23 protein-coding genes are annotated in these 23,919 nt (G+C 66.3%); 15 read left to right on the forward strand and 8 right to left on the reverse strand.

The window, feature by feature from the left end:
- Positions 1 to 26: 26 nt before the first annotated feature.
- Positions 27 to 593, reverse strand: a complete 567-nt coding sequence (locus AC1DQ3_RS11495) for a hypothetical protein (protein ID WP_477120469.1) — start codon at positions 591 to 593, stop codon at positions 27 to 29.
- Between the two features lie 110 nt (positions 594 to 703).
- Here AC1DQ3_RS11495 and AC1DQ3_RS11500 point away from each other — a divergent pair, with 110 nt between their 5' ends.
- The gene (locus AC1DQ3_RS11500) at positions 704 to 1,051 is read left to right on the forward strand and encodes a winged helix-turn-helix domain-containing protein (RefSeq protein ID WP_477120319.1); all 348 of its coding nucleotides are present in this window, start codon (positions 704 to 706) and stop codon (positions 1,049 to 1,051) included.
- Between the two features lie 247 nt (positions 1,052 to 1,298).
- Here AC1DQ3_RS11500 and AC1DQ3_RS11505 read toward each other — a convergent pair whose 3' ends face one another.
- Positions 1,299 to 2,690: an aminotransferase-like domain-containing protein gene (locus AC1DQ3_RS11505; RefSeq protein ID WP_477120320.1), complete on the reverse strand. Its 1,392-nt coding sequence runs from the start codon at positions 2,688 to 2,690 to the stop codon at positions 1,299 to 1,301.
- Positions 2,691 to 3,094: 404 nt separating this feature from the next.
- Here AC1DQ3_RS11505 and AC1DQ3_RS11510 point away from each other — a divergent pair, with 404 nt between their 5' ends.
- The 11 genes from AC1DQ3_RS11510 to fumC all read left to right on the forward strand — a co-directional run bounded on the left by AC1DQ3_RS11510 (position 3,095) and on the right by fumC (position 14,803).
- Entirely contained in the window at positions 3,095 to 3,577 is a 483-nt protein-coding gene (locus tag AC1DQ3_RS11510) for an MSMEG_0572/Sll0783 family nitrogen starvation response protein (RefSeq protein ID WP_477120321.1), read from the forward strand.
- 30 nt (positions 3,578 to 3,607) lie between these two features.
- Positions 3,608 to 4,624 (forward strand): Nit6803 family nitrilase, encoded by a 1,017-nt coding sequence (locus AC1DQ3_RS11515; RefSeq protein WP_477120322.1) that lies wholly within the window; start codon positions 3,608 to 3,610, stop codon positions 4,622 to 4,624.
- Positions 4,575 to 5,708: an MSMEG_0568 family radical SAM protein gene (locus AC1DQ3_RS11520; protein WP_477120323.1), complete on the forward strand. Its 1,134-nt coding sequence runs from the start codon at positions 4,575 to 4,577 to the stop codon at positions 5,706 to 5,708. The genes AC1DQ3_RS11515 and AC1DQ3_RS11520 overlap by 50 nt, the downstream gene beginning before the upstream one ends.
- The gene (locus AC1DQ3_RS11525; protein WP_477120324.1) at positions 5,705 to 6,250 is read left to right on the forward strand and encodes an MSMEG_0567/Sll0786 family nitrogen starvation N-acetyltransferase; all 546 of its coding nucleotides are present in this window, start codon (positions 5,705 to 5,707) and stop codon (positions 6,248 to 6,250) included. The genes AC1DQ3_RS11520 and AC1DQ3_RS11525 overlap by 4 nt, the downstream gene beginning before the upstream one ends.
- Complete coding sequence (locus tag AC1DQ3_RS11530; protein WP_477120325.1) at positions 6,247 to 7,257, forward strand: sll0787 family AIR synthase-like protein; 1,011 nt, start codon at positions 6,247 to 6,249, stop codon at positions 7,255 to 7,257. Before AC1DQ3_RS11525 ends, AC1DQ3_RS11530 begins: the two co-directional genes overlap by 4 nt.
- 9 nt (positions 7,258 to 7,266) lie before the next feature.
- Entirely contained in the window at positions 7,267 to 7,554 is a 288-nt protein-coding gene (locus AC1DQ3_RS11535) for an MSMEG_0570 family nitrogen starvation response protein (RefSeq protein WP_477120326.1), read from the forward strand.
- An 81-nt stretch (positions 7,555 to 7,635) separates the two neighbouring features.
- A complete protein-coding gene (locus AC1DQ3_RS11540; RefSeq protein ID WP_477120327.1) occupies positions 7,636 to 8,922 on the forward strand; it encodes an MSMEG_0569 family flavin-dependent oxidoreductase in 1,287 nt (428 codons plus the stop codon).
- 1 nt (position 8,923) lies between these two features.
- Positions 8,924 to 9,763 (forward strand): Pnap_2097 family protein, encoded by an 840-nt coding sequence (locus AC1DQ3_RS11545; RefSeq protein ID WP_477120328.1) that lies wholly within the window; start codon positions 8,924 to 8,926, stop codon positions 9,761 to 9,763.
- Positions 9,760 to 11,853, forward strand: coding sequence for a methylmalonyl-CoA mutase (scpA, locus tag AC1DQ3_RS11550; RefSeq protein WP_477120329.1), 2,094 nt, complete (start codon positions 9,760 to 9,762; stop codon positions 11,851 to 11,853). Before AC1DQ3_RS11545 ends, scpA begins: the two co-directional genes overlap by 4 nt.
- A 234-nt stretch (positions 11,854 to 12,087) precedes the next feature.
- Positions 12,088 to 13,245, forward strand: a complete 1,158-nt coding sequence (locus AC1DQ3_RS11555) for a patatin-like phospholipase family protein (protein WP_477120330.1) — start codon at positions 12,088 to 12,090, stop codon at positions 13,243 to 13,245.
- Between the two features lie 154 nt (positions 13,246 to 13,399).
- Positions 13,400 to 14,803 carry a class II fumarate hydratase gene (gene fumC, locus AC1DQ3_RS11560; RefSeq protein ID WP_477120331.1) on the forward strand — a complete coding sequence of 468 codons (1,404 nt, stop codon included), beginning with the start codon at positions 13,400 to 13,402 and terminating at the stop codon, positions 14,801 to 14,803.
- Positions 14,804 to 14,880: 77 nt separating this feature from the next.
- Here the strand turns inward: fumC and AC1DQ3_RS11565 are convergent, their stop codons facing one another.
- The 6 genes from AC1DQ3_RS11565 to AC1DQ3_RS11590 all read right to left on the reverse strand — a co-directional run bounded on the left by AC1DQ3_RS11565 (position 14,881) and on the right by AC1DQ3_RS11590 (position 20,779).
- Positions 14,881 to 15,897 carry a ribonuclease Z gene (locus tag AC1DQ3_RS11565; protein WP_477120332.1) on the reverse strand — a complete coding sequence of 339 codons (1,017 nt, stop codon included), beginning with the start codon at positions 15,895 to 15,897 and terminating at the stop codon, positions 14,881 to 14,883.
- Between the two features lie 14 nt (positions 15,898 to 15,911).
- A complete protein-coding gene (locus AC1DQ3_RS11570) occupies positions 15,912 to 17,093 on the reverse strand; it encodes an FIST signal transduction protein (RefSeq protein WP_477120333.1) in 1,182 nt (393 codons plus the stop codon).
- Between the two features lie 60 nt (positions 17,094 to 17,153).
- Complete coding sequence (locus AC1DQ3_RS11575) at positions 17,154 to 18,257, reverse strand: dihydrolipoamide acetyltransferase family protein (protein WP_477120334.1); 1,104 nt, start codon at positions 18,255 to 18,257, stop codon at positions 17,154 to 17,156.
- A 20-nt stretch (positions 18,258 to 18,277) separates the two neighbouring features.
- A complete protein-coding gene (locus AC1DQ3_RS11580; RefSeq protein WP_477120335.1) occupies positions 18,278 to 19,255 on the reverse strand; it encodes an alpha-ketoacid dehydrogenase subunit beta in 978 nt (325 codons plus the stop codon).
- On the reverse strand, positions 19,248 to 20,351 hold the full coding sequence (pdhA, locus tag AC1DQ3_RS11585; RefSeq protein WP_477120336.1) for a pyruvate dehydrogenase (acetyl-transferring) E1 component subunit alpha: 1,104 nt from the start codon (positions 20,349 to 20,351) through the stop codon (positions 19,248 to 19,250). The genes AC1DQ3_RS11580 and pdhA overlap by 8 nt, the downstream gene beginning before the upstream one ends.
- Positions 20,352 to 20,455: 104 nt before the next feature.
- Positions 20,456 to 20,779, reverse strand: a complete 324-nt coding sequence (locus AC1DQ3_RS11590; protein ID WP_477120470.1) for a hypothetical protein — start codon at positions 20,777 to 20,779, stop codon at positions 20,456 to 20,458.
- Positions 20,780 to 21,281: 502 nt separating this feature from the next.
- On the opposite strand from AC1DQ3_RS11590, the gene AC1DQ3_RS11595 reads away from it, so the two are divergent.
- The 3 genes from AC1DQ3_RS11595 to AC1DQ3_RS11605 all read left to right on the forward strand — a co-directional run bounded on the left by AC1DQ3_RS11595 (position 21,282) and on the right by AC1DQ3_RS11605 (position 23,891).
- Positions 21,282 to 22,148, forward strand: a complete 867-nt coding sequence (locus AC1DQ3_RS11595; protein WP_477120337.1) for an IclR family transcriptional regulator — start codon at positions 21,282 to 21,284, stop codon at positions 22,146 to 22,148.
- 24 nt (positions 22,149 to 22,172) lie between these two features.
- Positions 22,173 to 23,114: a dihydrodipicolinate synthase family protein gene (locus AC1DQ3_RS11600; RefSeq protein WP_477120338.1), complete on the forward strand. Its 942-nt coding sequence runs from the start codon at positions 22,173 to 22,175 to the stop codon at positions 23,112 to 23,114.
- Between the two features lie 93 nt (positions 23,115 to 23,207).
- Entirely contained in the window at positions 23,208 to 23,891 is a 684-nt protein-coding gene (locus tag AC1DQ3_RS11605; protein ID WP_477120339.1) for an SDR family NAD(P)-dependent oxidoreductase, read from the forward strand.
- The last annotated feature ends 28 nt before the right edge of the window (positions 23,892 to 23,919 follow it).

Genomic DNA, 23,919 nt, shown 5'->3' on the forward strand with positions numbered 1-23,919 from the left:
CTTCCCGGGCATGGCGATATCCATATCTATTTGTTGTTGAGCGGGGCTCGGGCAACCATGAGGGGCAACAAAGCGAGTAATCCCTTCAGGGTGTAAATCACAATCAGTGTCCCGGTCAGATCACCGACGAACATGATCAGGAAGCCTTGTATCAGGTTGCCACTGTCTCCACGTAGCGCAAACCAGATGTGGTGCAGCAGCGGGCTTGCAATCGAATAAGCCAAAACGCAGGCCAGTAGCCGCTTTGAGGTCAAGTTTGCAAGCGACGCGCGCAAGCCGAAGATGTGTTGGGCAAGCCGATAGACAAGATAGGGTGCAACCGCCGCGATGATTCCTCCCATGAATGAGCGAGAGAAGTCGTCCGGGAAGAAGTAGAGGAAGCTTACCAGCCACGAAACGATCAGCAATCCCACCGCACCCGCCCCGCCAAACAGCAATGTGCAGAGTAGCCGCATCCCTGCCGGCAAGTAGATCCAGTTGATGCCCGGCACGAACTCCAACTCCCGGAAGAGCCACTCGTTAAGCGCCAGCATCAGGACGAAAAGTATGTTTGTGGCGAGAACCATACTTAGCTGCAGGCGGAAATTGGGCATCAGGGTAGAATGCGGTAGTGCGTTGATAACTTGGGCATCGATGATAATTGAATCCGCGCACAGTAAGCGGCGATCCATTTGCAGCGATCCATTTTTCCGGGGCCTCAGTCTTGACACGTCCGGCAGACATCTACTTGCGCTTTCTCCAGCTCGCGGAGGCATTGCGAGGTCTTCCTTCGTTGCCAGCGCTCGATCCTCTTGAGGAACGCATTCTTGGATTGATTGCCCGTGCAAGCCAGGCTCAGGAGCGACTCTCGGTCAGGGACATGATGGCAAAGAGCGAGCTTGGTTCGCCCGCAACGCTGCATGCCCGCCTGAAATCCATGCGCGAGAAGGGCTGGATCATGCTGACAGACACGGAAGACACGCGACGCAAGCAGGTCGAATTGACGCAGGCGGCGTTACGCCATTTCGACAAGCTGTCTGAATGCCTGGTGAACGCGGCAGAAAGAAAATAGGTTCGTCGGACTTCTGTGCGGGGCGCCGGGCGAAGTCCGGCGCACGCGTGGCAAGAGCGCTCATGTGCGGCGCACCGTCCGCCGACGGCATCACACACTTCCTGCATAGGCTTGCGCTCAATGACGGCGGCGCGGTGCGAGCAGCGATTCAGCCCGTTTGCGATCCCTCTGCGGGAGCCCGGGCATTCCGGCGCCTGAGCGTATCACTTGCTGCTGTAGAGGCGGGCACGCGCCCGTGGCATGGCTGTTACAGCATCGCCGAATGCAGATGATGCGGATCGTCCAGCGTATCCGCCACGATCTGCAGCGACTCTTCGATCTCGTCGCGGTCGCCCGGTCCGCCCAGGCAGATGCGGATCGCGTCCGGCGGGTTGCCGTCGGTGGAGAAGGCCGCGCTAGAGACCGCGCCAATGCCGCGCGAGCGCAGGTGCAACGCCAGCTCGGACGGGCGCCATCCGCTGTCCCGCGGAACCGGCAGCCAGAGATGGAAGCCTTCCGGGTCGGCGTCATAAGGCCGGCCCGCGAGGACGTCGCGAGCCACCAGCTGCCGCGCCACGCTCTCGGCGCGGATCGCCTTGAGCATGTCTTCCGCCGTGCCGTCCTTGATCCATGACGTGGCCAGCAAGGTATTGAATGGGCTTGCCATGACCGTGGTGGCGCGCAAGGTGCCGGCCAGCCGCTGGGCCTGGCGTGCGGTGGGGCCCTTGATAAAGGCAATGCGCAGTCCCGCGCCAAAGCACTTCGACAGGCCCGTTACGTAGTAGGTGAGTTCGGGCGCGAGCGTGGCCATGGCATCGGGCGTGCGCTGCGGCAGCATGCCGTAGGCGTCGTCCTCGATGATCGGCACGCTGTAGCGCAGGGCGATATCCGCGAGGATCTCGCGCCGTCCTTGTGGCATGGTTTTGGTGCTGGGGTTCTGCAGCGTCGGGTTGCAGTACAGCGCGCTCGGCTTTTGCGTCTTGCACAGGGTTTCGAACGCCGGGCCAAGAGGGCCTTCCTCGTCGCTGGGCAGGGCTTGCAACTGCACGCCAAGCTGGGTGGCGATGGCCTTGATGCCGGGGTAGGCCAGCGTATCCAGGCAGATCGTCTGCCCGGGCCGGGCCAGCAGCGATACCAGCGCCACCAGCGCGCTGTGGATGCCGGGGCAGATCAGCACCGCATCCGCGCGGCAGGCCGGCACGTAGCGCTTGAGCCATTCCGTGGCGACCGCGCGGTCGGCCGGCGTGCCGCCGAAATCCTGGTAGCGCAGCAGGCTGTAGGGATCGGTGGCGCCCATCAGGTGCGATGCCGATTCCCGCAGCCGCGTGGTCAGCACCGGCGGCTCGGGCGGCATGTTCATGGTCATCTCGGCACCGGTGCCCGCGCGCAGCGGCAGCGCCGGCGGACGCCCCCGCACAAAAGTGCCGCTCCCTGCCTTGGCATCGATCAACCCGCGCTTGCGCGCTTCCGCGTACGCGCGCGCCACGGTGGTGTAGTTGAGTTGCAGCGCATCGGCCAGGTCGCGCAGCGCCGGCAGGCGGTCGCGGGCCTGCAGGCGGCCACTTGCCAGATCCTCCTCGATCAGGTCGGGGATCATCAGGTAGGCGGGTTTGGCGCTCTCGGAGAGGCGTTTCAGCCAGTGGCTGGCAAGACCGGACATCGCGGGCTCCAGGCGATTCATGCGTTCAGGTACCGAGGCAGCAGGCTATCACAATGATTGCTTGTTTTTATCTAAATGATCGTATTTTTGTTTTCTCAATGATGGTGCGTGATCGGTCGATTGCACCGCTTCCGGGCGCCAGGGCGGCGCTGGCGCGCTCCGCCTCGGTGCATGCCCCAAGTTGGCCTGTACCGGCCACTGCACAAGCAATCGTCCCCCGATTGTCCCCGATTCCGCGATGCGGAAAATCATCCATGCAATCAATGGGCGAATCCCGACTTGATCGCTAATTGATTGCATTGATCGGCAGGACAGATGGCATGAGCCATGCTCAAGGAGTGGTGTCGGCCCCCCGGCCGATCGATCGATCGATCGACTGACCCACCTACCCTATGGAGCACAGCATGCCCGCAGTCAACAAACCGGCCCACAAGAAGGGCGATTTCCTGGTCGACTACGAAGAGAAGGTCTTCGAGGACGTGAAGGCGGATCCGGGCGAGAAAGCGCTGGTCACCTTCCACACGGTCGCCTTCGAGGGCTCGATCGGCTTCGTCAACCTGCTGCAGGCTACGCGCCTGCAACGCAAGGGCTTCGAGACTTCCATCCTGCTGTACGGCCCGGGCGTGACGCTCGGCCTGCAACGCGGCTTTCCCACGCTGGGCGACGAAGCCTTCGCCGGCCATCTCAACTTCAACAAGCAGATCACCAAGTTCATGGAAGAGGGCGGCAAGGTGTACGCCTGCCGCTTCGCGCTGCAAGCGCTCTATGGCCACGGCGAAGCCTCGCTGATCGAAGGCATCCGCCCGATCAGCCCGCTCGATGTGCTGGACCTGAAGCTGATCCACCGTAAAGAGAACGCGCTGATCCTGGATACCTGGACGGTTTAAAGAGATAGATAGAAAAAGGCGGGCACCACCATGTCACAGAAACGCATTGTGCGCGCGGCCGCGGTCCAGATCTCACCGGACCTCGAGCATGGCGAAGGCACCCTCGGCAAGGTCTGCGAGGCCATCGACCGCGCCGCGCGGGAAGGCGTGCAGCTCATCGTCTTTCCGGAAACCTTCCTGCCGTACTACCCGTACTTCTCCTTCGTACGGCCGCCCGTGCAATCCGGCAGCGACCATATGCGCCTGTACGAGCAGGCGGTGGTGGTGCCCGGCCCCGTCACCCATGCCGTGTCCGAGCGCGCGCGCCGGTACGGCATGGTGGTGGTGCTCGGCGTCAACGAGCGCGACCACGGCAGTCTTTACAACACGCAACTGATCTTCGATACCGATGGCCGCCTTGTGCTCAAGCGCCGCAAGATCACGCCGACCTTCCACGAACGGATGATCTGGGGCCAGGGCGACGCGGCTGGCCTGAAAGTGGCGGACACCGCCATCGGCCGCGTGGGCGCGCTGGCTTGCTGGGAGCACTACAACCCGCTGGCCCGCTACGCGCTGATGACGCAGCACGAGGAAATCCATTGCAGCCAGTTCCCCGGCTCGCTGGTCGGGCCCATTTTTGCCGAGCAGATCGAAGTCACCATCCGCCATCACGCGCTGGAGTCCGGCTGCTTCGTGGTGAACGCCACCGGCTGGCTGAGCGACGAGCAGATCGCCTCGGTGACCACCGACCCCGCTTTGCAAAAGGCCCTGCGCGGTGGCTGCAACACCGCCATCGTGTCGCCGGAGGGCCAGCACCTGGCGCCTGCGCTGCGCGAGGGCGAGGGCATGGTGATTGCCGACCTGGATATGTCGCTCATCACCAAGCGCAAGCGAATGATGGATTCGGTGGGGCACTACGCCCGGCCCGAATTGCTCAGCCTCGCCATCAACGATCGGCCGGCGGCGACGGCTTCGCCCATGGCCGCCGCCTTCTCCAACTTCCACGGGAGCACCCAGCATGAACTCCAGCGAGATGATGTCGGCCTCGAGCCGGCTGTCGGTAACTGACTTGCGGACCGAGCTGCAATCGGTAGGGCTGCGCCTGCTGGATCCGTCGGCGGGCGCCGCCAGCCGGCGCGGCGGTGCGGGTCCGTCCGACCACAAGGCGGTGACCATTGATGGCGTGACCATCATGGTGCCGGTGCATACCAATACCGCCTGGCATTCGCCCTTCGTGGCTTCGTCGCCGGATGGCACGGGCACCAGCGCGCTGATGCGGGGCACCATCCCGATTGCGAATATCAGCTTTCCCAAGGCGCCGCGCTTCTACGGGCTGCAGACGCTGGATGGCGTGCCGTACTCCCATATCGCCACGCTGCACAGCGCGGATGTACTCGCCACCACGGTGCTGCAGACCTGCATCCGTTACGAAAGCCGGCGCAAGACCTGCAAGTTCTGCGCGATCGGGCAATCGCTCGCCGCCGGGCGCACCATTGCCCGCAAGACGCCGGAGCAACTGGCCGAAGTGGCGCGAGCCGCGGTGCTGCTGGATGGCGTCAAGCATATGGTGCTGACCACCGGCACGCCGCCCACGCCAGACCGCGGCGCCCACATTCTTTGCGAGAGCGCCTTCGCGATCAAGGCGGCCGTCGACCTGCCCATCCAGGCGCAATGCGAACCGCCGGACGACGACCGCTGGTTCGACCGCATGAAGGCATCCGGCATCGATACGCTGGGCATGCACCTGGAAGTGGTAACGCCTGCCTTGCGCGAGCGGATCATGCCCGGCAAGGCGGCGGTGCCCATCAGCCGATACATGGAAGCGTTCAAGGCCGCGGTCGCGGTGTTCGGTCGGGGGCAGGTGAGCACCTATATCCTCGCCGGGCTCGGCGACAGCGCGCAGGCCATCCTGTCGATCTCGCGGGACCTGGTGGAGCTTGGCGTCTATCCCTTCGTGGTGCCCTTCGTGCCCATCACGGGCACGCCGCTGGAAGATCATCCGGCGCCGTCCCCCGAGTTCATGAAGTCGGTCCTCAAGCCGCTCGGCGCCATGATCGGCGCGGCGGGGATGCGCTCGGCGGATATCAAGGCGGGCTGCGGCAAGTGCGGCGCGTGCTCCTCACTGTCCTCCTATGAAGAGGTGGCGGCATGAACGACGATCTTTGCGTGGAGGTGCCCGCCGCGACTGCACTGCGCATCCGCTGGGTTGGGGCGCAATGGGAGGCGGAGCAAGCCATGGCATTGCGCCGGGCGGTGTTCTGCCACGAGCAGGGCATCTTCGTCGGCGACGACCGCGACGAGACCGATGACACGGCGCAATTGCTGGTAGCGATGACATGCGAGGTGGACGGCCCCGGGATGGTGGTCGGCACGGTGCGCATTCATGAGGCCGGGCCAGGCGTGTGGTGGGGCTCCCGGCTCGCCGTGCATGCGGCTTACCGCAGCCACGGCAAGATCGGCGCCACGCTGATCAGACTCGCGGTCAGCAGCGCGCACGGACTGGGTTGCACGAAATTCCTCGCGCACGTTCAGAGCCAGAACGTGCCGCTGTTCCGCCGTCTGCACTGGAACGTGCTGGCGGAGGAAACCCTGCTGGGCCGCTCGCACCACCTGATGCAGGCCAACCTGGACTATTACCCGGCCTGCCTGACGCCGCGTATCGGCATCTCGACGCTGGGCAGGAGCGGCACATGAACGTCGCGCAAATCGTGGAAAGCCTGCGCGCGAGCCGCGGCTTCGGCCACAAGACCGATATCGCCGGCGTGCTGTCGTCGCTGGGCAACGCGCTGCCGGGCGGGCTGCACGATCTGGGACAGGCCGTTGCGGTGGGCGACGATTGCGCCGCCATTGCGGATCACGACGGCTACCTGCTGTTCGCCATCGAGGGCATGGTCAGCGAGTTCATCCATGCCAAGCCGTGGTTCGCGGGTTACAGCGCGGTGATGGTCAACGTCAGCGATATCTATGCGATGGGTGGCCGCCCGCTGGCGGTGGTGGATGCCATCTGGAGCCAGGGCGTGGCGCAAGCCGCCGAAGTGCTCAAGGGCATGGCTGCGGCTTCGGCGGCCTATGGCGTGCCGATCGTAGGCGGCCACAGCAACGCGCGCAGCAATCAGGGGCAGCTCGCGGTGGCCATCGTCGGCCGCGCGCGCAGCCTGCTCTCCAGCTTCGCGGCGCGACCCGGTGACCGGTTACTGATGGCGGTCGACCTGCGCGGCGCCTTTGCCGAGCCGTATCCTTACTGGAACGCCTCCACCGGGGCGCCGGGTGCGCGGCTGCGGGCCGACCTGGAACTGCTGCCCGCGCTGGCCGAGGACGGCCTGTGCGCCGCGGCCAAGGACATCAGCATGGCCGGCACCCTGGGCACGGCGCTGATGCTGCTGGAGTGCTCGAGCGTAGGCGCCCGGATCGACCTGCACCGCGTGCCGGCACCGGCGGGGGTGCCGCTGGAGCGCTGGCTCACGGCGTTTCCGAGCTATGGGTTCCTGCTGGCCGTGTGCGAGCAAGACGTGGAGCGCGTGAGCGACCGGTTCAGGGCGCGTGACATTGCCTGCGCGGAGATCGGCGTCATCGACGACTCGCGGCAGGTGTCGGTCAGTGGCGCTGGCGAAAGCGCGCTGCTGTGGGACTTCGCGCGCAATGCATTCATCGTCCCGCAGGCCGGTTCCCCGGCGCGGGATGCCACCCTGACCGATGCCTGAGGAGCGGCCATGCCAGTCACCTATTTCCGGGTACGTTGGCCCGATCAGACCGAAGTCACTTGCTATTCCCCGTCGTCGGTGGTCAGCGAGTTCTTCGTTGCGGGGCAGGACTATGCGCTGGAGGTGTTCATGCGGCTTGCCAGGCAGGCGCTGACGGGCGCTTCGGAGCGCGTCAGGGCGAAGTATGGCTATGCGTGCTCCTCCGCGATGGACCAGCTTGAGCAGATCGAGAACACCGCCGCGCGCTTCGGCGCGCAGCCGGGCGCCACGGTGCGCGTGCTTGGCTTCGGCCGTTAGCGTGATGCAAACCAGTGGTGGCTCAAATTACGCCGGGGTTCGATGACCCAAGGCTGCACAGCAATAAACAAAGGACGCATCATGTCTGACACCCTCAGCGAAACCCCGGCCGCGGCCACCTCCCCCAAACACTACAGCGTCATCGTTGTCGGCGGCGGCCAGGCCGGCCTCTCCATGAGCTATTACCTCAAGCAGGCCGGCATCGACCATCTCGTGCTGGAGAAGCACACCGTCACCCACACCTGGCGCAGCCAGCGCTGGGATGCCTTCTGCCTGGTCACGCCGAACTGGCAGTGCGCCCTGCCGGGCTATCCCTACCGGGGCGACGATCCCCACGGCTTCATGAAGAAGGACGAGATCACCGCCTACCTTGACGGCTTTATCGGCATGGTGAACCCGCCCGTGCTGGAGCATACCGAGGTCCGTCGCGTGAAGCCGCTGGAGCAGGGTGGCTACCTTGTCTGCACCACGCAAGGCGATTTCACCGCGGGGCAGGTGGTGGTGGCCTCCGGCGGCTATCACAGGCCGATCGTGCCGCGCATGGCGGAGCGCCTGCCCGCCGGCATCCGGCAGATCCAGTCCTCCGAGTACCGCAGCCCGCAAGCCCTGCCGGAGGGCGGCGTGCTGGTGGTGGGCTCCGGCCAGTCCGGCGCGCAGATCGCGGAGGACCTGCACCTGGCGGGCCGCAAAGTGTTCCTGGCCGTTGGCCAGGCGCCGCGCTGCGCGCGCTTCTACCGTGGCCGCGACGTAGTGGACTGGCTGGCCGACATGCAGTACTACGACATGCCGGTGCAGGAGCATCCGCTGCGCGAAGGCGTGCGCGACAACACCAATCACTACGTGACCGGCCGCGATGGCGGGCGAGATATCGACCTGCGCAGGTTTGCCACCGAAGGCATGGAGTTGTTCGGCTCGCTGGAAGACTTCCATGACGGCAAGCTGCGCTTCACGCCGAACCTGAAAGCCAACCTCGACGATGCGGACGACACCTACAATCGCATCAATGCCAGCATCGACAAATACATCGACAAGCACGGCATCGCCGCGCCGGCCCCCAGCACTTATGCGCCGGTATGGACGCCGGGCGAGGAACGCTGGGCACTGGACCTGGCGCAAGCCGGCATCGGCGCCATCGTCTGGTGCATCGGCTTCCGGCCGGATTTCGGCTGGCTGGAGGCGCCTGTCTTCAACGGGCGCGGCTATCCGGGTCACGTGCGCGGCGTGACGGCGCAGGCTGGCCTGTACTTCCTTGGCCTGCCGTGGTTGCACACCTGGGGCTCCGGGCGCTTCTCCGGCATCGCCCGCGATGCCGAGTACCTGGCCGGCCTGGTCCGCGAAAAGCGCGGTGCGCAAGCACTGGCGGCCTGAGATGTTTCGCGCGCGCACGAGCTATGTCGCCGGCATGCCGAACCTGTCCTACACTGGCCTGTCGGAGAACTGGCTGCTCAAGGCGTGCGGCGACCTGCACTGGCAGGGGCTGGCGAAACTGTCCGGCCAGGCGCTGCCGGATTTCCGGGACGCGCAAGGCAACAAGTCCTACGCGGCCTTCACCGCGATCCGCGTGCGGGAGGCTTCGCTCGAAGCGCTTGGCGAGAACGCGGCGTTTTCCGTCAGCACGCAGTTGATGCGGGTGGCCGGCGCGCGGCATTTCAGCACGCACGAACTGACGCATGACGGCGATGGCCTGGGTGCAAGACGCGCGGAGGTATCGATGGTATCCACCTTTATCCGGCGCCAGCGCGAGCGGGACAACCGCTCGGTGGTCAGGGCCGCGTTCAACGCGCCGGCGGACGGGCCGCCGCCGGCAGCGGCGGTGGAAATGGGTGCACTGGCCAAGCGCTTTCGCGCGGGAGACTGGGGCCGGCATCTTGGCCTGGAACAGGCCAGGCACCAGGGCGCTCACACCGCCGGGTACCTGCCTTGCCCATACACCGACTTCAATGGCGCGGACCTGCTCTACTTCGCCAACTTCCAGGCCATTGTCGATCGTGCCGAGTGGCAATGGAAGCGTTTCGAGGAACCACCCACGGTAGCGGAGCGAGACCTGTTCTTCCACGGCAACGTCAACCTTGACGAAACGCTGGAGTTGTCGTTTTCCGCCGTGGAGATCCGGCAGGACGGCCTCGCGCACTGGTGCGAGATCAGGCGAAGCGGCGATGGCGAGAAGATCGCCGATGTCGTGACGCGCAAGCGGTGGAGAGTGCGATGAGCATTGACGCCGAGCAGTCGCAAGCGGGCCGCGCGGTGCCGCTCAAGCCCGTTTATACCGCCACCGACCTGGAAGGGCTGCCACACCTCGGGAGCTTGCCGGGCGAGGCCCCGTTCGTGCGTGGGCCACATCGCTCGATGTACGCGGGCAAGCCGTGGACCATCCGGCAGTATGCCGGCTTTGCCGATGCCACCGCCTCCAACCTGGCGTTTCGCCAGGCGCTGGAGCAGGGCGCCCAGGGTTTGTCGGTCGCCTTCGACCTGCCGACCCATCGCGGCTACGATTCCGATCATGCATTGGCGCAGGCGGACGTTGGCATGGCGGGCGTGGCGATCGATTCCGTGGAGGACATGAAGCGCCTGTTCGATGGCATCGCGCTGGACCGTGTCTCGGTGTCGATGACGATGAGCGGGGCCGTGCTGCCCGTGCTGGCCGCCTTCCTGGTGACAGCCGAGGAAGCGGGCATCCCACCCGGACAACTCAGCGGGACGATCCAGAACGACATCCTCAAGGAGTACATGGTCCGCAACACATGGATTTTCGCGCCCGGGCCATCGATGCGGATCTGCGCGGATGTGGTGGCCTACCTGGCGCGCCATGCGCCGAAGTTCAACGGCATGTCGATCTCCGGCTACCACTTCCAGGAAGCCGGGGCGGACCCCGTGCTGGAGCTGGCGCTGACGTTGGCCAACGGGCAGGAGTACGTCAGGCAGATCCGCGAGCGGGGGCTGGATGTGGACGATTTCTGCGGCCGCCTAAGCTTCTTCTTCGGCGTGGGCAAGGATTTCTTCATTGAGATTGCCAAGCTGCGTGCCGCCCGCCTGTTGTGGTGCGAGATTGTCCGCGGGCTCGGCGGCACTACGGATCGGGCCACTGCGCTGCGCACGCACTGCCAGACTTCGGGGTGGTCGCTGACGGCGGCGCAGCCGCAGAACAATATCGTCCGCACGACGGTGGAGGCGATGGCCGCCGTGTTCGGCGGCACGCAATCGCTGCACACCAATGCCTACGACGAAGCCCTGGCGCTGCCCGGCGCCGATTCGGCCAGGCTGGCGCGGGACACGCAACGGATCCTGCAGCATGAGATGGGCCTATGCGAGGTGGCCGATCCCTGGGCGGGTTCCTACATGATGGAGTCGCTGACCGCCGAGGTGGCCGGCAAGGTGCGCGCGCTGATGGAGGAGATTGCCGCGCGCGGCGGGGTACTGGCGGCCATCGAGTCGGGCTGGGTGCATGGGCGGATCCATCGCGCCGCCGTGCGGACACAGGCGGAGATCGACGGCGGCCAGCGCGTGATCGTCGGCGTCAACCGCTACCAGGCCGTGGCCGACGAGGCGCCAGGCTGCCTGGAGATCGACGGACGGCAGGTCCGGGCGAAGCAGTACGAACGGCTGGCGGCGCTGAGGGCAGGGCGTGACAGCACGGCGGCGCGACAGGCTCTGCATGCCCTGACGACAGCGGCGCGCTGCGGGCAAGGCAATCTGCTGGCGCTGACCTTGGCTGCGATCCGTTGCCGCGCGACCGTCGGCGAGTGCACGCGCGCGCTGGAGCACGTATGGCCGCGCTACACGATGGTGCCGGCCTACGCAGCGGGGGCCTACGCCGCCGCGCGCGACGCCGCGCCGGCCTGGGAAGCCGCCTGCGCGCAGGTCCGCCAGCTGCACGCGCGCTTGGGCCGCCCGCCGAGGATGCTGCTGGCCAAGCTGGGACAGGACGGCCACGACCGTGGCGCGAAGGCGGTGGCCGCGGCACTCGCCGATGCCGGCTTTGCCGTCACGCTGGGACCCCTGTTCCAGACGCCGGACGAAGCTGCCGCGCTGGCCGCGCAGGGTGGTTTCGACGCGTTGGGCGTCTCGACGCTCGCCGGCGCCCACCTGGACCTGCTGCCCCGCCTGGTCGACGCCCTGCGCCAGCGCGGGCTGCGCACACCGGTTTTCGCCGGCGGCGTGATCCCCGCCAGCCACGCCAGGCAATTGCGCGACATTGGCGTGCGCGCCGTGTTCGGGCCGGGGGAGACGATGGAACGCATTGTGGCCGGGATTGCGCAGGCCGTGCTCGGGCATGTCCTGCGCGCGGTGCCCCAGCTATGACGCCGTCGCCGGGACTCGAAGTTCACATTTTGGGCCAGGCCAAAGCCATTCGGTGGTTCTTCGGGGATATCGCCGTGAGCAGGAAGTTGCCTCTGGAAAGATCAAACCAAAGTGCTAGGATTCAAAGCTGGCCACGCACGACAACGGGCCGCGCAAGACCGCCAGTTCCCCGGCCCGACAGGTCTCCTGGATCCTTACCGGGTCAGGGAAACAGCCTGACAAAAGGGGAAAACCATGGACACCAAGGCGCGCGACGGTGAAGACAAGCAAGGCATCCCCGAGCCGTCCAGCGCGGACATGCCCGGCCAGGTAGTGCTTGTGCTGCAAGGCGGCGGCGCGCTTGGCGCCTACCAGGGCGGTGTCTACCAGGCGATGCACGAAGCGGCGATCGAGCCCGATTGGGTGATCGGCACGTCGATCGGTGCGATCAATGGCGCGATTATCGCCGGCAACAAGGCCGCGGACCGGCTGGCCCGCCTGCGGCAGTTCTGGGCGCTGGTCGCCCAGCGCGCTCCGTTCGATATGACCAGGCTGCTGCCGGGGATCGACAGCAAGCTCGCGGACCTTGCCACGGTCACGCAGGGCATCCCCAACTTCTTCGCGCCTAATCCCGGTGCCTGGTTCGGCTTGCATGCGCAACTCGGCGTCGAACGGGCCGGGTTCTATGCGACCGAGCCCTTGCGCGAGACGCTCCTTTCGCTTGTGGATTTTCCTTGCCTGAATCAGAAGCACACGCGGCTGACCGTCGGTACGGTCAATGTGTGCAGCGGACAGATGCGCTACTTCACCAATCGCGACATCGCCCTGGGCATTGAGCACGTCATGGCGTCGGCGGCTTTTCCACCGGGTTTCCCGGCCGTGCGCATCGACGGAGAGACTTACTGGGACGGCGGCATCTGCTCGAACACACCGCTCGAAGCCGTGCTCGACGATCATCCGCGCCGCAGTTCGGTGATATTTACCGTACAGCTATGGCCGGTGCGCGGGGCGGAGCCACAGACGCTGTGGGCCGCCATGGGGCGCCAAAGGGACATTCAATATGCGAGCCGGGCGGAGACCCAGCTGGCGCGGCAAAAGCAGCTGCATCGGCTGCGGCATGTGATCCGCGAGCTGGCCAGGTACATTCCGGAGCCGGAGCAGCAATCGGCCGCGGTCAAGGAACTGCTGAGCTGGGGCTGTCACACCACCATGCACGTGGTGGAACTGAATGCTCCGCCGTTCGGGGGCGAGGATCTGACCAAGGATATCGATTTCACCGCGAGCGGCATCGAGACGCGCTGGCGGGTGGGCTATGAGGATGCCCGGCGCGCCATCGGACTTGCGCCCTGGCGCGGCGTCATGGATCCCATCGAGGGGATCGCCGTGCACGATACCGCCGTGGCGCCGGCATGAGCGCGCAAGCATGGCCGGCCTGCCTGGCGGAGCAGGGCACGAATCCCTTCGGCGCGTCGGGATGCATTGCCCGTGGCCTGCGTCTCGGATATCGTTCAGCCTGGCAGCGCACCGGATAGATCATTGACGTAGTTTTGTTTGGAGAGTGACCACCATGCCCGCATTCCGTTCCGAAACCGACTCGATGGGCGCGATCGACGTGCCCGCGGATCGTTACTGGGGCGCGCAGACGCAGCGCTCCATCGTCAATTTCCCGATCGGTGTCAGCCGTTTCCGCTGGCAGCGGCCGGTCATCCGCGCGCTGGGCATCCTCAAGCGCTCGGCGGCCGAGGCGAACGCCGAGCTGGGCGAGTTGCCGGACGAGGTTGCGCGCTTGATCGTGCAGGCGGCAGACGAGGTCATTGCGGGCAAGCTGGACGAGCACTTCCCGCTGGTGGTGTTCCAGACCGGGTCCGGCACGCAATCGAACATGAATGCCAACGAGGTGATTTCCAACCGGGCCATCGCGATCGCGGGCGGCGAGACCGGCAGCAAGAAGCCGGTGCATCCGAACGACCACGTGAACCGCGGGCAGAGCTCCAACGATACGTTTCCGACCGCCATGCATATCGCCGTGGTCGAGCAGATCCACACCAGGCTGCTGCCGGCGGTGAGCGCCCTGCGCGATACGCTCGCCGCCAAGGCGCAGGCGTACCAGGACATCGTCAAGACCGGCCGCACCCACTTGCAGGACGCCACGCCGATTACGCTGGGCCAGGAAATCAGCGCCTGGGTGGCGCAGATCGATTTCGGCCTGAATGCCGTCAAGACGGCGCAGCCGGGCCTGCTCGAGCTGGCCATCGGCGGCACGGCGGTCGGCACCGGGCTGAATGCGCATCCGCGCTTCGGAGCGCGGGCGGCGGCCCATATTGCCGCGTTGACGGGCCATCCGTTCGTCGATGCGCCGAACAAGTTCTTCGCGCTCTCCGCGCACGATGCGCTGGTGCAAACCTCAGCCGCGCTGCGCACGCTTTCCGGCGGCCTGATGAAGATGGCGAATGATGTGCGCTGGCTGGCTTCCGGCCCGCGCTGCGGCATTGGCGAGCTCGTCATCCCTGAGAACGAGCCGGGTTCGTCGATCATGCCGGGCAAGGTCAATCCGACCCAGTGCGAAGCGATGACCATGGTGTGCGCGCAGGTGTTCGGCAATGACGCGACAGTGGCCTTTGCCGGCAGCCAGGGTAATTTCCAGCTCAATGTGTACAAACCAGTGATGGTGCACAACGTGCTGGAAAGCATCGAGCTGATCGCCGACGCTTGCCACGCGTTCAACGACCATTGCGCGGTCGGCATCGAGCCGAACCTGCCGAAGATCGCTGAGAATCTTGATAAGAACCTGATGCTGGTGACGGCGTTGAACCGGCATATCGGTTACGACAAGGCGGCGGCAATTGCCAAGAAGGCGCACAAGGAAGGGCTGACGCTGAAGGCCGCGGCGCTGGCGCTGGGGTATCTGACCGAGGAGGAATATGCGCGCTGGATTGTGCCGATCGAGATGACGCATCCCAATAAGGATTAAGGGGACGGTTTAAATGAGGGGGGCGTCTGGCTGCGGTGCCTTGGTAGCCAGAAGCCCCAAAACCACGAACCTGACGCCTAACTCCCGTCTCCCAGCCACGCCGCCTGCAGCTCGGCCAGCAGTGCAGCCGGGCGCCCGTGGTAGCGCGGCGAGAAGTGAAAGGGCACTACCGCCCGGGCCCCGATGCGGCGCGCGATCCGTCCAGCCTGTCCCGCCGTCAGGTGGTTCTTGCGCAAGCCGTGCTCCTTGTCTTGCTCCAGGAAGACGCTCTCGATGAACAGCAGGTCCACACCCTGCATCAGTTCGGACAAGGCCAGCACGTTCGCTTCGGTGTACCGCAGGTCGGTCACATAGCCGATGCGCTGCCCGGGCACGATGTCGAGAACCAGATGGCTCAGCTCGCCCACATGCCGTGCCAGCGTGTGCTCGCCTTGCCGGTCGCGCCATTGCACCAGGATCGGCGCGTCATCCGCGGCACCGTTCAGCACCGCGTGCTTCAGCGCCCGCAGCCAGGCGCCCGTGGTCATTCCCAGCGCCGCCAGCCGGTCCTTGGCAACGCCCAGCCGGGCCTTTTCCTCGATCAGGTAGGCCAGGCAAGGGGTCTCATGATCGACGAAGCAGGCGCGTACGCGAAAGGTGGCCTCTTCGTGCACCACGTCGCCGGGCCGCGCGATCGGCGGGGCGGGCTCGCGCGCAAAGCCGCTGCGGCTGCTGAACCTTGCGCACTGTGTCGGTCCCTGCAGTTGCAGTTCGCGCGCCTCGATGACCAGCGCGACCGCATAGCGATGGACCACGTTCCAGGTATAGGCCCGCAGCTTGTGCTCGACCTGCGCCAGGAACCCGGGGCCGCCATACAGCACGATGCCGGCCTTGCGCCCCAGCAGCACGCGCAGCAAATGATCGAAGCCCGAGAAATGGTCCATGTGCGCGTGGCTGACAAACACATGCGACAGACGCATCAGCTGGCCAGGCATCAGCGCGGTGATGTCGCCAAGGTCGAACAGCAGGGCCCGCCGCTCGTCGCGGAAATCCACATACACACCCGGGTCGCCGAAGGCCTCATTGACGAGCCCGGGTTCCAACAGCGCCCGCATGCTCACTCACTCACTCACTGCCCCGTGAAAACCGTCAACACCCCGGTGTAGCCATACAGGTGATCCCGCGCGATCTCGCCGCCGGCGAAGAATCCCGCCAGCGGCAGGTCGCCCAGCGCATTGCGCACCATCTGCAGCTCCGCATGCGGCGCGCCGAAATGCGGGCCGCCACGGCCCGAGCAACTGATATACAGCGCGCCCAGGGCGTGGCCGCTGGTGCCACTCTCCAGTTCGGCGCGGATCTCGGTGGCAACGCGCACCAGGTCCGTGCGCGCCGCGGCGGGATTGCGGGTGCAGAAAGCCAGCCGCATGCCGTCCTCGGCCACGTCCGCCAGCGCCAGCACTCCATGCTGCATGTCCACGCCGAGCACATGCCGCACCAGGGTATCCGTGCCGAACCTGCCGGGCATGCTGAGCGCATCCTCGGCACCGGTGCTCAGGCCCACCAGCGTGGCGGACAGCACGCTCGACAGGGTTTCCTCCGGGACGTCGCGACCGAGCCCGAGGTCTTGCAGGACGCAGGCGAGCGCGGGCTCGCCGTCCAGTTCGAACAACAGGTTATGCGCGGCACGGGTGACGGTGCGCACGGGCCCGATCGGTTGGCAGCCCTGTGTGACGCGCGAGATCAGGTTGACGCCCGCGTCGAACAGCACACCCGACAGCCCGCCGGAGAAGATGCCATCGGCGATGTGCAGGGTACGGTTGCGCGCCGACGACAGGCCGCCAAACAGGTAGCCGGTGGCAGTCCGCCCGCTCAGTTCGCGCAGCAGGTCCTGGACATCCGGCGTGCTGCCCTCGGCATGCACCAGGGCGGTATGCGGCACGAATGAGGCAGCGTGGGTGGGCAGGGGCTGTATCCCGGAGAACAGCCGGAACGCGGTGGGCGGCAATGCGGCCGCCATCAGCACCATCGCCGGCTCGTCGATGTACTCGATGCCGTTGGCGAAGACGCCCACGCCTGCCGTACCCACCCAGGCCACGCCGGGCCAGTTCTCCTGCAGCGCCGCGAGTATGGCTTCCGCCGACGGCGCGTAATAATCGCTCAGGTAGCACCAGCCGAGCGTCAGCGCGGCTGCCCCGCCTGGCCCGGCCTGGCGCGCCACAAGCTGGGCGTCGAATTGTGCCCGGCATTCGGCCAGCGCCACCTGCCAGTCATCATGGGCTGCGTGAGCATGGACGAAAGAAGCATCAGTCATGGTCTCTCCGCGGTCGATCCAGCAAATTGAGGGGCCTCGACCGGCAAGGCGTGTTCGGGTCTATGCCGGCAGGGCCAGGTCGGCGATCGCCGCGGCCAGGAAGCGCGCGGCCTCGCCACCCGTGACCACCCGATGGTCGAAGGTAAGGCTGAGCGGCAGGATGCGGTGCACCGCGGGCGCGCCATCGGCCGCCACCACCGCGTCGTGAATGCGGCCGGCGCCAAGAATGGCCACCGTGGGCGGCACCACGATGGGCGCCGCGTACTTGCCGGCAATCATGCCGAAGTTGGACAGCGTGATGGTGTTGCCGCGCATTTCCTCGGGCGCGATCTTGCGCGCGCGCACGTCCGCGCGCATGCGGTCCAGGCCGCGCCGCAGGTCCGCCGCGTCGCGGTTGCCGGTATCGCGCAGCACCGGCACGAACAGGCCTTCGGGCAGGTCCACCGCGATTCCCACGTCGATGCGCTTGGGTACGTGGCGGCGCCCCGTCTGGCTCTCGTACCAGGCATTGAGGCCAGGCTCGGCGCGGCACCCGGCCACCAGCGCGCGCACCAGCCGGATCGTGGTGTCGGTGCCGGGCACCCAGGCATGGATATCGGCGTCGTCGATCACGGTCGCCGCGGCGACCTCGCTTTGCGCGCGCGCCATGTTCTGCGCCATGGCCCGCCGCACGCCGCGCAGGACTTCCGGCGGCCCCAGGTCCGCCAGCGTCGCGGCAACGCGCCGCACGTCGGCGGCGGTGATGACACCGTCTGCCCCCGAAGGGGTGACCATCGCCAGGTCCACATCGAGCTGCCGCGCCAGCGCGCGCACGGCCGGCACTGCCCGCACCGCGCCGGCGCCACGGGACAAGGCAGCCGGCGCTTCCGCGACCACTTGCCTGCCAACCTTGACGTCGCCTACCACTGCACCCGCGTCTTCCGGCTCGCCGGCGCCTTCGAAGCCCGCCAGCGGCGCGCCGAGGTGCACGATCTCGCCCGGCTGGGCAAACAGCCTGGCGACCTGTCCGGCATAGGGCGAGGGGATCTCGACGATGGCCTTGGCGGTCTCGACCGAAACCAGCGGCTGGTCCGCCGCGACCGTGTCGCCGGGCTTGACGTGCCATTCGGTGATCTCGGCCTCCTGCAGGCCTTCGCCCAGGTCGGGCAACTTGAAGATTTTCATCGAAGCTCCCAGGAAAGACTTCAGGCGGCCATGGCCTTGCGGGCCGCGTCGGCAATCCGTGCCACGCTGGGCAGGTACTCGTACTCGAGCCGGGCCATCGGCACCACGGTGTCGTAGCCGGTGACGCGCTGCACCGGCGCGGACAGCGAATATAGCCCCGCCTCGGCCAGGTTCGCCGCGATCTCGGCGCCGAAGCCGGCGCAGCGCGGCGCCTCGTGGACGATGACGCAGCGGCCCGTCCTGCCGACCGACTCCAGGATGGTGCCCATGTCCAGCGGCTTGAGCGTGGCCACGTCGATGACGGCGGCGGAGATGCCTTCGTCCAGCAGCAGGTCGGCGGCGGCCTGTGTTTCCTGCAGCATCGCGCCCCAGCTCACCAGCGTGATGTCGTCGCCGTCGCGCAGCGTGAAGCAGACGTCGAGCGGCAGTGCCTCGCCATTGTCCTGCACCTCCTGGCGGAACAGCCGGTAGAGCCGGGTCGGTTCGAGGAACACCACCGGGTCGGGGTCGCGCATGGCCGCCAGCAGCAGGCCGTAGGCACGTGCCGGCGACGAGGGGATCACCACCCGTATGCCCGGCATATGCGCGAATATCGCTTCGGGGCTCTCGGAGTGATGCTCGGGCGCATGGATGCCGGCGCCGAAAGGCGAGCGCAGCACCATCGGGCAACTCAGCCTGCCGCGCGTGCGGTGGCGCAGGCGGCCGGCGTGGTTGATGATATGGTCGATGGCGGGGTAGATAAAGCCCGTGAACTGGATCTCCGCCACCGGCGCCAGCCCCATCGCCGCCATGCCGATGGCGGCCCCGGCGATGCCGGATTCGGCCAGCGGTGTGTCGATCACGCGCTGCGCGCCGAAGCGCGCCTGCAGTCCCGCCGTGGCGCGAAACACGCCGCCATTCACCCCGATATCCTCGCCGAGCAACACCACGCGCGGGTCGTGCTCCAGAGCATAGGCCAGCGCGTGGTTGACGGCTTCGACAAGATGGAGTTCAGCCATGATCGCGCTCGCTCTCGTTTGCCAGCGCGTTCGGTGCAAAGCGCCGCGCGGTTGACACTTGCGTATCCAGCGCCTCGGGCAGGCTGGCATGGAGGTAGTCGAACATCGCTGAGGTGTCCGGCGGGGGAATGGCCAGGTAGGCTTCTACCGCGGCTGCCACCTCGGCCGCGCAAGTCTTGGCAAGCTGCTCCTCGCGCGCCGCGTCCCAGGCGCCTAGCCCTAAAAGGTAGTTGCGCAGCCTGGCAACCGGTTCGAGCAGCCAATGTTGCTTGACCTGCTCGCTGTCGCGGTAGCGCGAGGCGTCGTCCGCCGTGGTGTGGTCGCCGAGCCGGTAGGTGATGGCCTCGATCAGCGTGGCGCCACCGCCGGCACGCGCCCGTTCCAGCGCTTCCAGCGTCATCTGCCGCACCGCGACAATATCGTTGCCGTCCACCTGCAAGCCGGGGATGCCGGCCGCGATGGCCTTTTGCGCCAGCGTTTGCGCGGCGGTCTGCTGGCTGCGCGGCATGGAAATGGCCCACTGGTTGTTGCTGATCACCAGCACCAGCGGCGCGTGCCAGGCACCGGCCATATTCATGCCCTCGTAGAAATCGCCTTTCGAGGTGCCACCGTCGCCGAGCAGGCAAACCGCGGCGCGCGGCTCGTTGCGTAGCTTCATCGCGTAGGCGATGCCGGCGGCATGGCAGACCTGGTTGCCGATGGGCACGCAGTTCGGGAAGTCATGCGGTGCTGCCGCAAAATGATTGCCGCGCTCGTCGCCGCCCCAGTACAGCAGGCTCTCTGTCATCGAGACCCCGCGCTGGAATTGCGCGGCATGGTCGCGGTAGGAGGGCACCAGCACGTCCTCGGCGCGCATCGCGCTGGCCACGCCGACGCCGATCGCCTCCTGGCCGAGCGCGGACGCGAAGGTGCCGATCTGGCCGGTGCGCTGCAGTGCGATGGCCTTGAGGTCAAACTGGCGGGTGAGCACCATCGCCCGATAGAGCGGGACAAGGGCCTCGGGAACAAGCGCGAATGGCGGCAGCGCCTGGGTTGGCTCGCCTCGTGGATCGAGGAACTGTGTGTACCCGATTTCGAATGTCGCGACGGTTGCCATGGCATGCCCTTTGTTCTTGTGTTCCAGTCGTTGCGCTGGGGGCTGACTTTCCTTGGTGCGCGTCCCCAGTCATGGAGCCGCAATGCGCACGCTCCACCTGCATCTCAATGCTTGGGGCCTTTCATCGCCTCGGCTTCCATGGCCGCGATCCGTTCCTCGCCGGCCTCGATCGGATCCATGTCCTCGTCGACCGAAGCCGCCGCGCGCTCGGATGCCGCCCTGGTCTCTTCGGCGCTGGAATCGAAGTCCTCGGCCTCGTCCTCGTTGCTCGGCGGTCTCAGCATGTCCGCGAGCATCGCGGCCAGTTCAGGGGTATCCCATGGCGCACTACGCTGTTTTTGCTTCTTGATGTAGTGCCTGACTTCCGCATCCTGTTCCGGGGTCAGGGGAAGACCGCGAAAGGTGCGTTGAGGATCAATGCCGTCCATCATCCGCTCCGAGAGGTTGTCTCGTTTGCAGTGTAGCCCCATTGCGTTGGTTGGGGCTATCGAAGGGATGGCGGCAATGTGGGGTAGCGGTCGGTCGCGTGCAGCAGCCTGCCCGTCTTTGTTCCAGGTCTGGTCTTGGTGAAAACCCCAAGAAAATCGTGCTTGCTCATGCGCGGAAACGAGGTCTAAACTATTTCATATCGCGAATACAAGTTCGCAATCCGAATAAATGGCAGGACGTTTGAAGACGTAGTCTGACGATGTAAAGCGGGGGAAGAGAGGTGCCGTTACTTGGCGCCATTTTTACCTCCTGTATTTCGAATAAAAATTCGCAATCCGAATTTAATGGCCAGGCAACTGTGCCAATTTCCATCCACCTATCTTGAGCGAGGGCTTTCCACTGTCAGTTCAGCGAATTAAAATTCGGAATCCGAACTCGATCCGGGTTCGAACTGAACCAGCTGAACCAGCTGAACCAACTGAACTGACAGTGGAGATTGAAATGGCTACCGAGAACACAGTCCGTTCCGCCTCGAAGGCAAGCAGCGCGGGCGACGCATCCAAGAACACGGTGCAGTCGCTGGCGAAGGGCTTCCGCATTCTCGAAGCGTTCTCGGCCCAGGAGCCCGAACTCACCATGGCGGAAGTGGCGCGCCGCTCCGGGCTGGACAACGCCACCGCCTTCCGCTTCCTCAATACGCTGGTGGATATCGGCTATGTGCAGCGCGTGCCGGATACGCGCTTGTTCCGGCTGTCGCTGAAAGTACTGGACCTGGGCTTCGACGCCATTGCCCATTCCGACCTGCGCACGCGGGCCAGGCCGATCCTGCGCGCGCTGGTGGGGGAGATCAACGAAGCCGCTTCCATCGGCGTGCTGGATGGCCCCGACGTGCTCTACGCGGAACGCATCCAGGCCGGGCTGACACGGCTTGGCGTCGATATCCGCATCGGCAGCCGGGTGCCGGCGTATTCCACCGCCGTCGGCTACGCCATCCTGGCCTGGCTGCCTGAGGACATGCAGGCCCGCGTGCTGGATGCCCAGCCCCGCCAGAAGCTGACCGACCACACGCTGACCGATCTCGACACCATTCTCGAGCGGCTGAAGATCGTGCGCGCCAAGGGCTACGCGCTGTCGGACCAGGAGACCGTATCGGGCCTCTATGTGGTCGCCGCCCCGGTGCTGGATGTGGATGGCGTGCCGGTGGCCGGCCTGAGCGTGGCGGCCCCCGCGATGAACACCTCGCTTGAAGATTTCGAATCGACCACGGCCCCGGCGGTAGTGCATGCCGCTACCGCACTGGCCCGTGCGTTGCAACCCTCCGGAGGATTCATTCCTCCCACTTTGCCCACCACCGTAATGCGCCGTTAGCGCAAGCCTTACCAGGAGACGAACGTGTCTGATATCAATTTCCGCGGCATCATTCCGGCCATCGCCGTGCCCTTCAAACCGGACTACAGCATCAACGAGCCGGAGCTGCGCCGCTTCGCCAGATGGCTGGGCGGCCAGGAAGGCGTGACCGCACTGATGACCAATGGCCATACCGGTGAAGTCTTCTCGCTGACGCCGCGCGAGCGCGCCGAGGTGACCCGCATCACCGCCGATGCCTGCAAGGGCATCTGCCCGGTGATCTCGTCGGTGGTCTGCGAAGGCATCGACGACGCCGTGGAACAAGCCGGCTGGGCCAAGGAAGCGGGCGCCGCCGGACTCGATATCATGCCGCCGCATCACTGGCTGCGCTTTGGCTTCAAGCCGGAACACTGCCTCGACTACTTCAACGCCATCGGCAAGGCCAGCGGGTTGCCCCTGGTGGTGCATATCTACCCCGCCTGGACGCGCGGTTCCTATTCCTCGGAATTGCTCGCGGAACTGGCAAAGCTGCCCTATGTGAAAGCCTTCAAGATGGGCGAGCGCGAGATGAACAAATACGCGCGCGACATCAAGGAGATCCGCGCCGCCGATCCCACCAAGGTGCTGATGACCTGCCATGACGAATACCTGCTCTCGTCCATGGTGCAGGGCATCGACGGCGCGCTGGTCGGCTTCGCCTCGCTGATTCCCGGCCTGATCAACGACCTGCTCAAGGCGGTCAAGGCCGGCGACCTGCACGAAGCGATGCGTGTGCAGGCCCTGATCAACCCGCTCAAGGACGCGGTGTACGGCGCGGGCGAGCCCACCGGCGAAGCGCACGGCCGCATGAAGGCCGCCATGGCGCTGGCCGGCATCCTGAGCGATGGCACCGTGCGCCCGCCGACCCACGCGCCGTCGGCCGCGGAACTGGCCGCCATCCGGGCCGCGCTGGAACTGGCCGGCATCACCCAGAAAGCGGCGGCCTGATCCCGCACCGGTCCGGCATCCCGCCGCGCAGGCAGCGCGCGGGAGCCGGACCGCCGGCAACGCATTCCAAGGGGGCTTTTGATGAGCCAATCCATGCAAGACGACACGAGGCACGCCATTGTCACCGGCGCCAGCTCCGGCATCGGCGCCGCCATCGCCAGGCGCCTGCTGTCCGCTGGCTGGCGGGTGACCGGTCTTGACCGCGCACCGGCGGCCGGCGCCGAGGGCTTCACTGCGATCGAGGTCGACCTGACCGATGCGCCGAAGCTCGCCGCCACCGTGGCCGCCTTGCCGCGGGTCGATGCCATCGTCCATGCCGCAGGCTACATGCGCACGGCGGTGCTTGGCGAGTTGAGACTTGAAGATGGCGAGGGCATGTGGCGCATCCATGTGGAAGCCGCCGCGGTGCTGGCCAACACGCTGGTGCCGACGCTGCCGGACGGCGCGCGCATCGTGCTGATCGGCAGCCGCACGGCGGCGGGCGCCCCGGGGCGCGGCCAGTACGCCGCGACCAAGGCCGCGCTGACAGGCATGGCGCGTTCATGGGCGGCGGAGCTGGCGCCGCGCGGCATCACGGTCAATGTGGTGGCGCCGGGCGCGACCGAGACCCCCATGCTGAACGATCCCGGCCGCAAGGGCACGCCGCCGCGCATGCCGCCCATCGGGCGCTTTATCCATCCCGGCGAGGTGGCCGGGATGGTGAGCTTCCTGCTCGGCCCGGACGCCGGCGCGATCACTGGCCAGCAGATCGTGATCTGCGGCGGCGGTTCGCTGTAGGGCACCCCGCCGGGATACCGAAAACCGA

The sequence above is a fragment of the Cupriavidus sp. 01T418 genome (genome assembly GCF_056398885.1).

What these genes read in the sequence shown, in the direction of transcription:
- AC1DQ3_RS11495 (WP_477120469.1), bottom strand. Translation starts at nt 593, where the DNA reads ATGCCCAATTTCCGCCTGCAGCTAAGTATGGTTCTCGCCACAAACATA.
- AC1DQ3_RS11505 (WP_477120320.1), bottom strand. Translation starts at nt 2,690, where the DNA reads ATGTCCGGTCTTGCCAGCCACTGGCTGAAACGCCTCTCCGAGAGCGCC.
- AC1DQ3_RS11510 (WP_477120321.1), top strand. Translation starts at nt 3,095, where the DNA reads ATGCCCGCAGTCAACAAACCGGCCCACAAGAAGGGCGATTTCCTGGTC.
- AC1DQ3_RS11515 (WP_477120322.1), top strand. Translation starts at nt 3,608, where the DNA reads ATGTCACAGAAACGCATTGTGCGCGCGGCCGCGGTCCAGATCTCACCG.
- AC1DQ3_RS11520 (WP_477120323.1), top strand. Translation starts at nt 4,575, where the DNA reads ATGAACTCCAGCGAGATGATGTCGGCCTCGAGCCGGCTGTCGGTAACT.
- AC1DQ3_RS11525 (WP_477120324.1), top strand. Translation starts at nt 5,705, where the DNA reads ATGAACGACGATCTTTGCGTGGAGGTGCCCGCCGCGACTGCACTGCGC.
- AC1DQ3_RS11530 (WP_477120325.1), top strand. Translation starts at nt 6,247, where the DNA reads ATGAACGTCGCGCAAATCGTGGAAAGCCTGCGCGCGAGCCGCGGCTTC.
- AC1DQ3_RS11535 (WP_477120326.1), top strand. Translation starts at nt 7,267, where the DNA reads ATGCCAGTCACCTATTTCCGGGTACGTTGGCCCGATCAGACCGAAGTC.
- AC1DQ3_RS11540 (WP_477120327.1), top strand. Translation starts at nt 7,636, where the DNA reads ATGTCTGACACCCTCAGCGAAACCCCGGCCGCGGCCACCTCCCCCAAA.
- AC1DQ3_RS11545 (WP_477120328.1), top strand. Translation starts at nt 8,924, where the DNA reads ATGTTTCGCGCGCGCACGAGCTATGTCGCCGGCATGCCGAACCTGTCC.
- scpA (WP_477120329.1), top strand. Translation starts at nt 9,760, where the DNA reads ATGAGCATTGACGCCGAGCAGTCGCAAGCGGGCCGCGCGGTGCCGCTC.
- AC1DQ3_RS11555 (WP_477120330.1), top strand. Translation starts at nt 12,088, where the DNA reads ATGGACACCAAGGCGCGCGACGGTGAAGACAAGCAAGGCATCCCCGAG.
- fumC (WP_477120331.1), top strand. Translation starts at nt 13,400, where the DNA reads ATGCCCGCATTCCGTTCCGAAACCGACTCGATGGGCGCGATCGACGTG.
- AC1DQ3_RS11565 (WP_477120332.1), bottom strand. Translation starts at nt 15,897, where the DNA reads ATGCGGGCGCTGTTGGAACCCGGGCTCGTCAATGAGGCCTTCGGCGAC.
- AC1DQ3_RS11570 (WP_477120333.1), bottom strand. Translation starts at nt 17,093, where the DNA reads ATGACTGATGCTTCTTTCGTCCATGCTCACGCAGCCCATGATGACTGG.
- AC1DQ3_RS11575 (WP_477120334.1), bottom strand. Translation starts at nt 18,257, where the DNA reads ATGAAAATCTTCAAGTTGCCCGACCTGGGCGAAGGCCTGCAGGAGGCC.
- AC1DQ3_RS11580 (WP_477120335.1), bottom strand. Translation starts at nt 19,255, where the DNA reads ATGGCTGAACTCCATCTTGTCGAAGCCGTCAACCACGCGCTGGCCTAT.
- pdhA (WP_477120336.1), bottom strand. Translation starts at nt 20,351, where the DNA reads ATGGCAACCGTCGCGACATTCGAAATCGGGTACACACAGTTCCTCGAT.
- AC1DQ3_RS11590 (WP_477120470.1), bottom strand. Translation starts at nt 20,779, where the DNA reads ATGGACGGCATTGATCCTCAACGCACCTTTCGCGGTCTTCCCCTGACC.
- AC1DQ3_RS11595 (WP_477120337.1), top strand. Translation starts at nt 21,282, where the DNA reads ATGGCTACCGAGAACACAGTCCGTTCCGCCTCGAAGGCAAGCAGCGCG.
- AC1DQ3_RS11605 (WP_477120339.1), top strand. Translation starts at nt 23,208, where the DNA reads ATGCAAGACGACACGAGGCACGCCATTGTCACCGGCGCCAGCTCCGGC.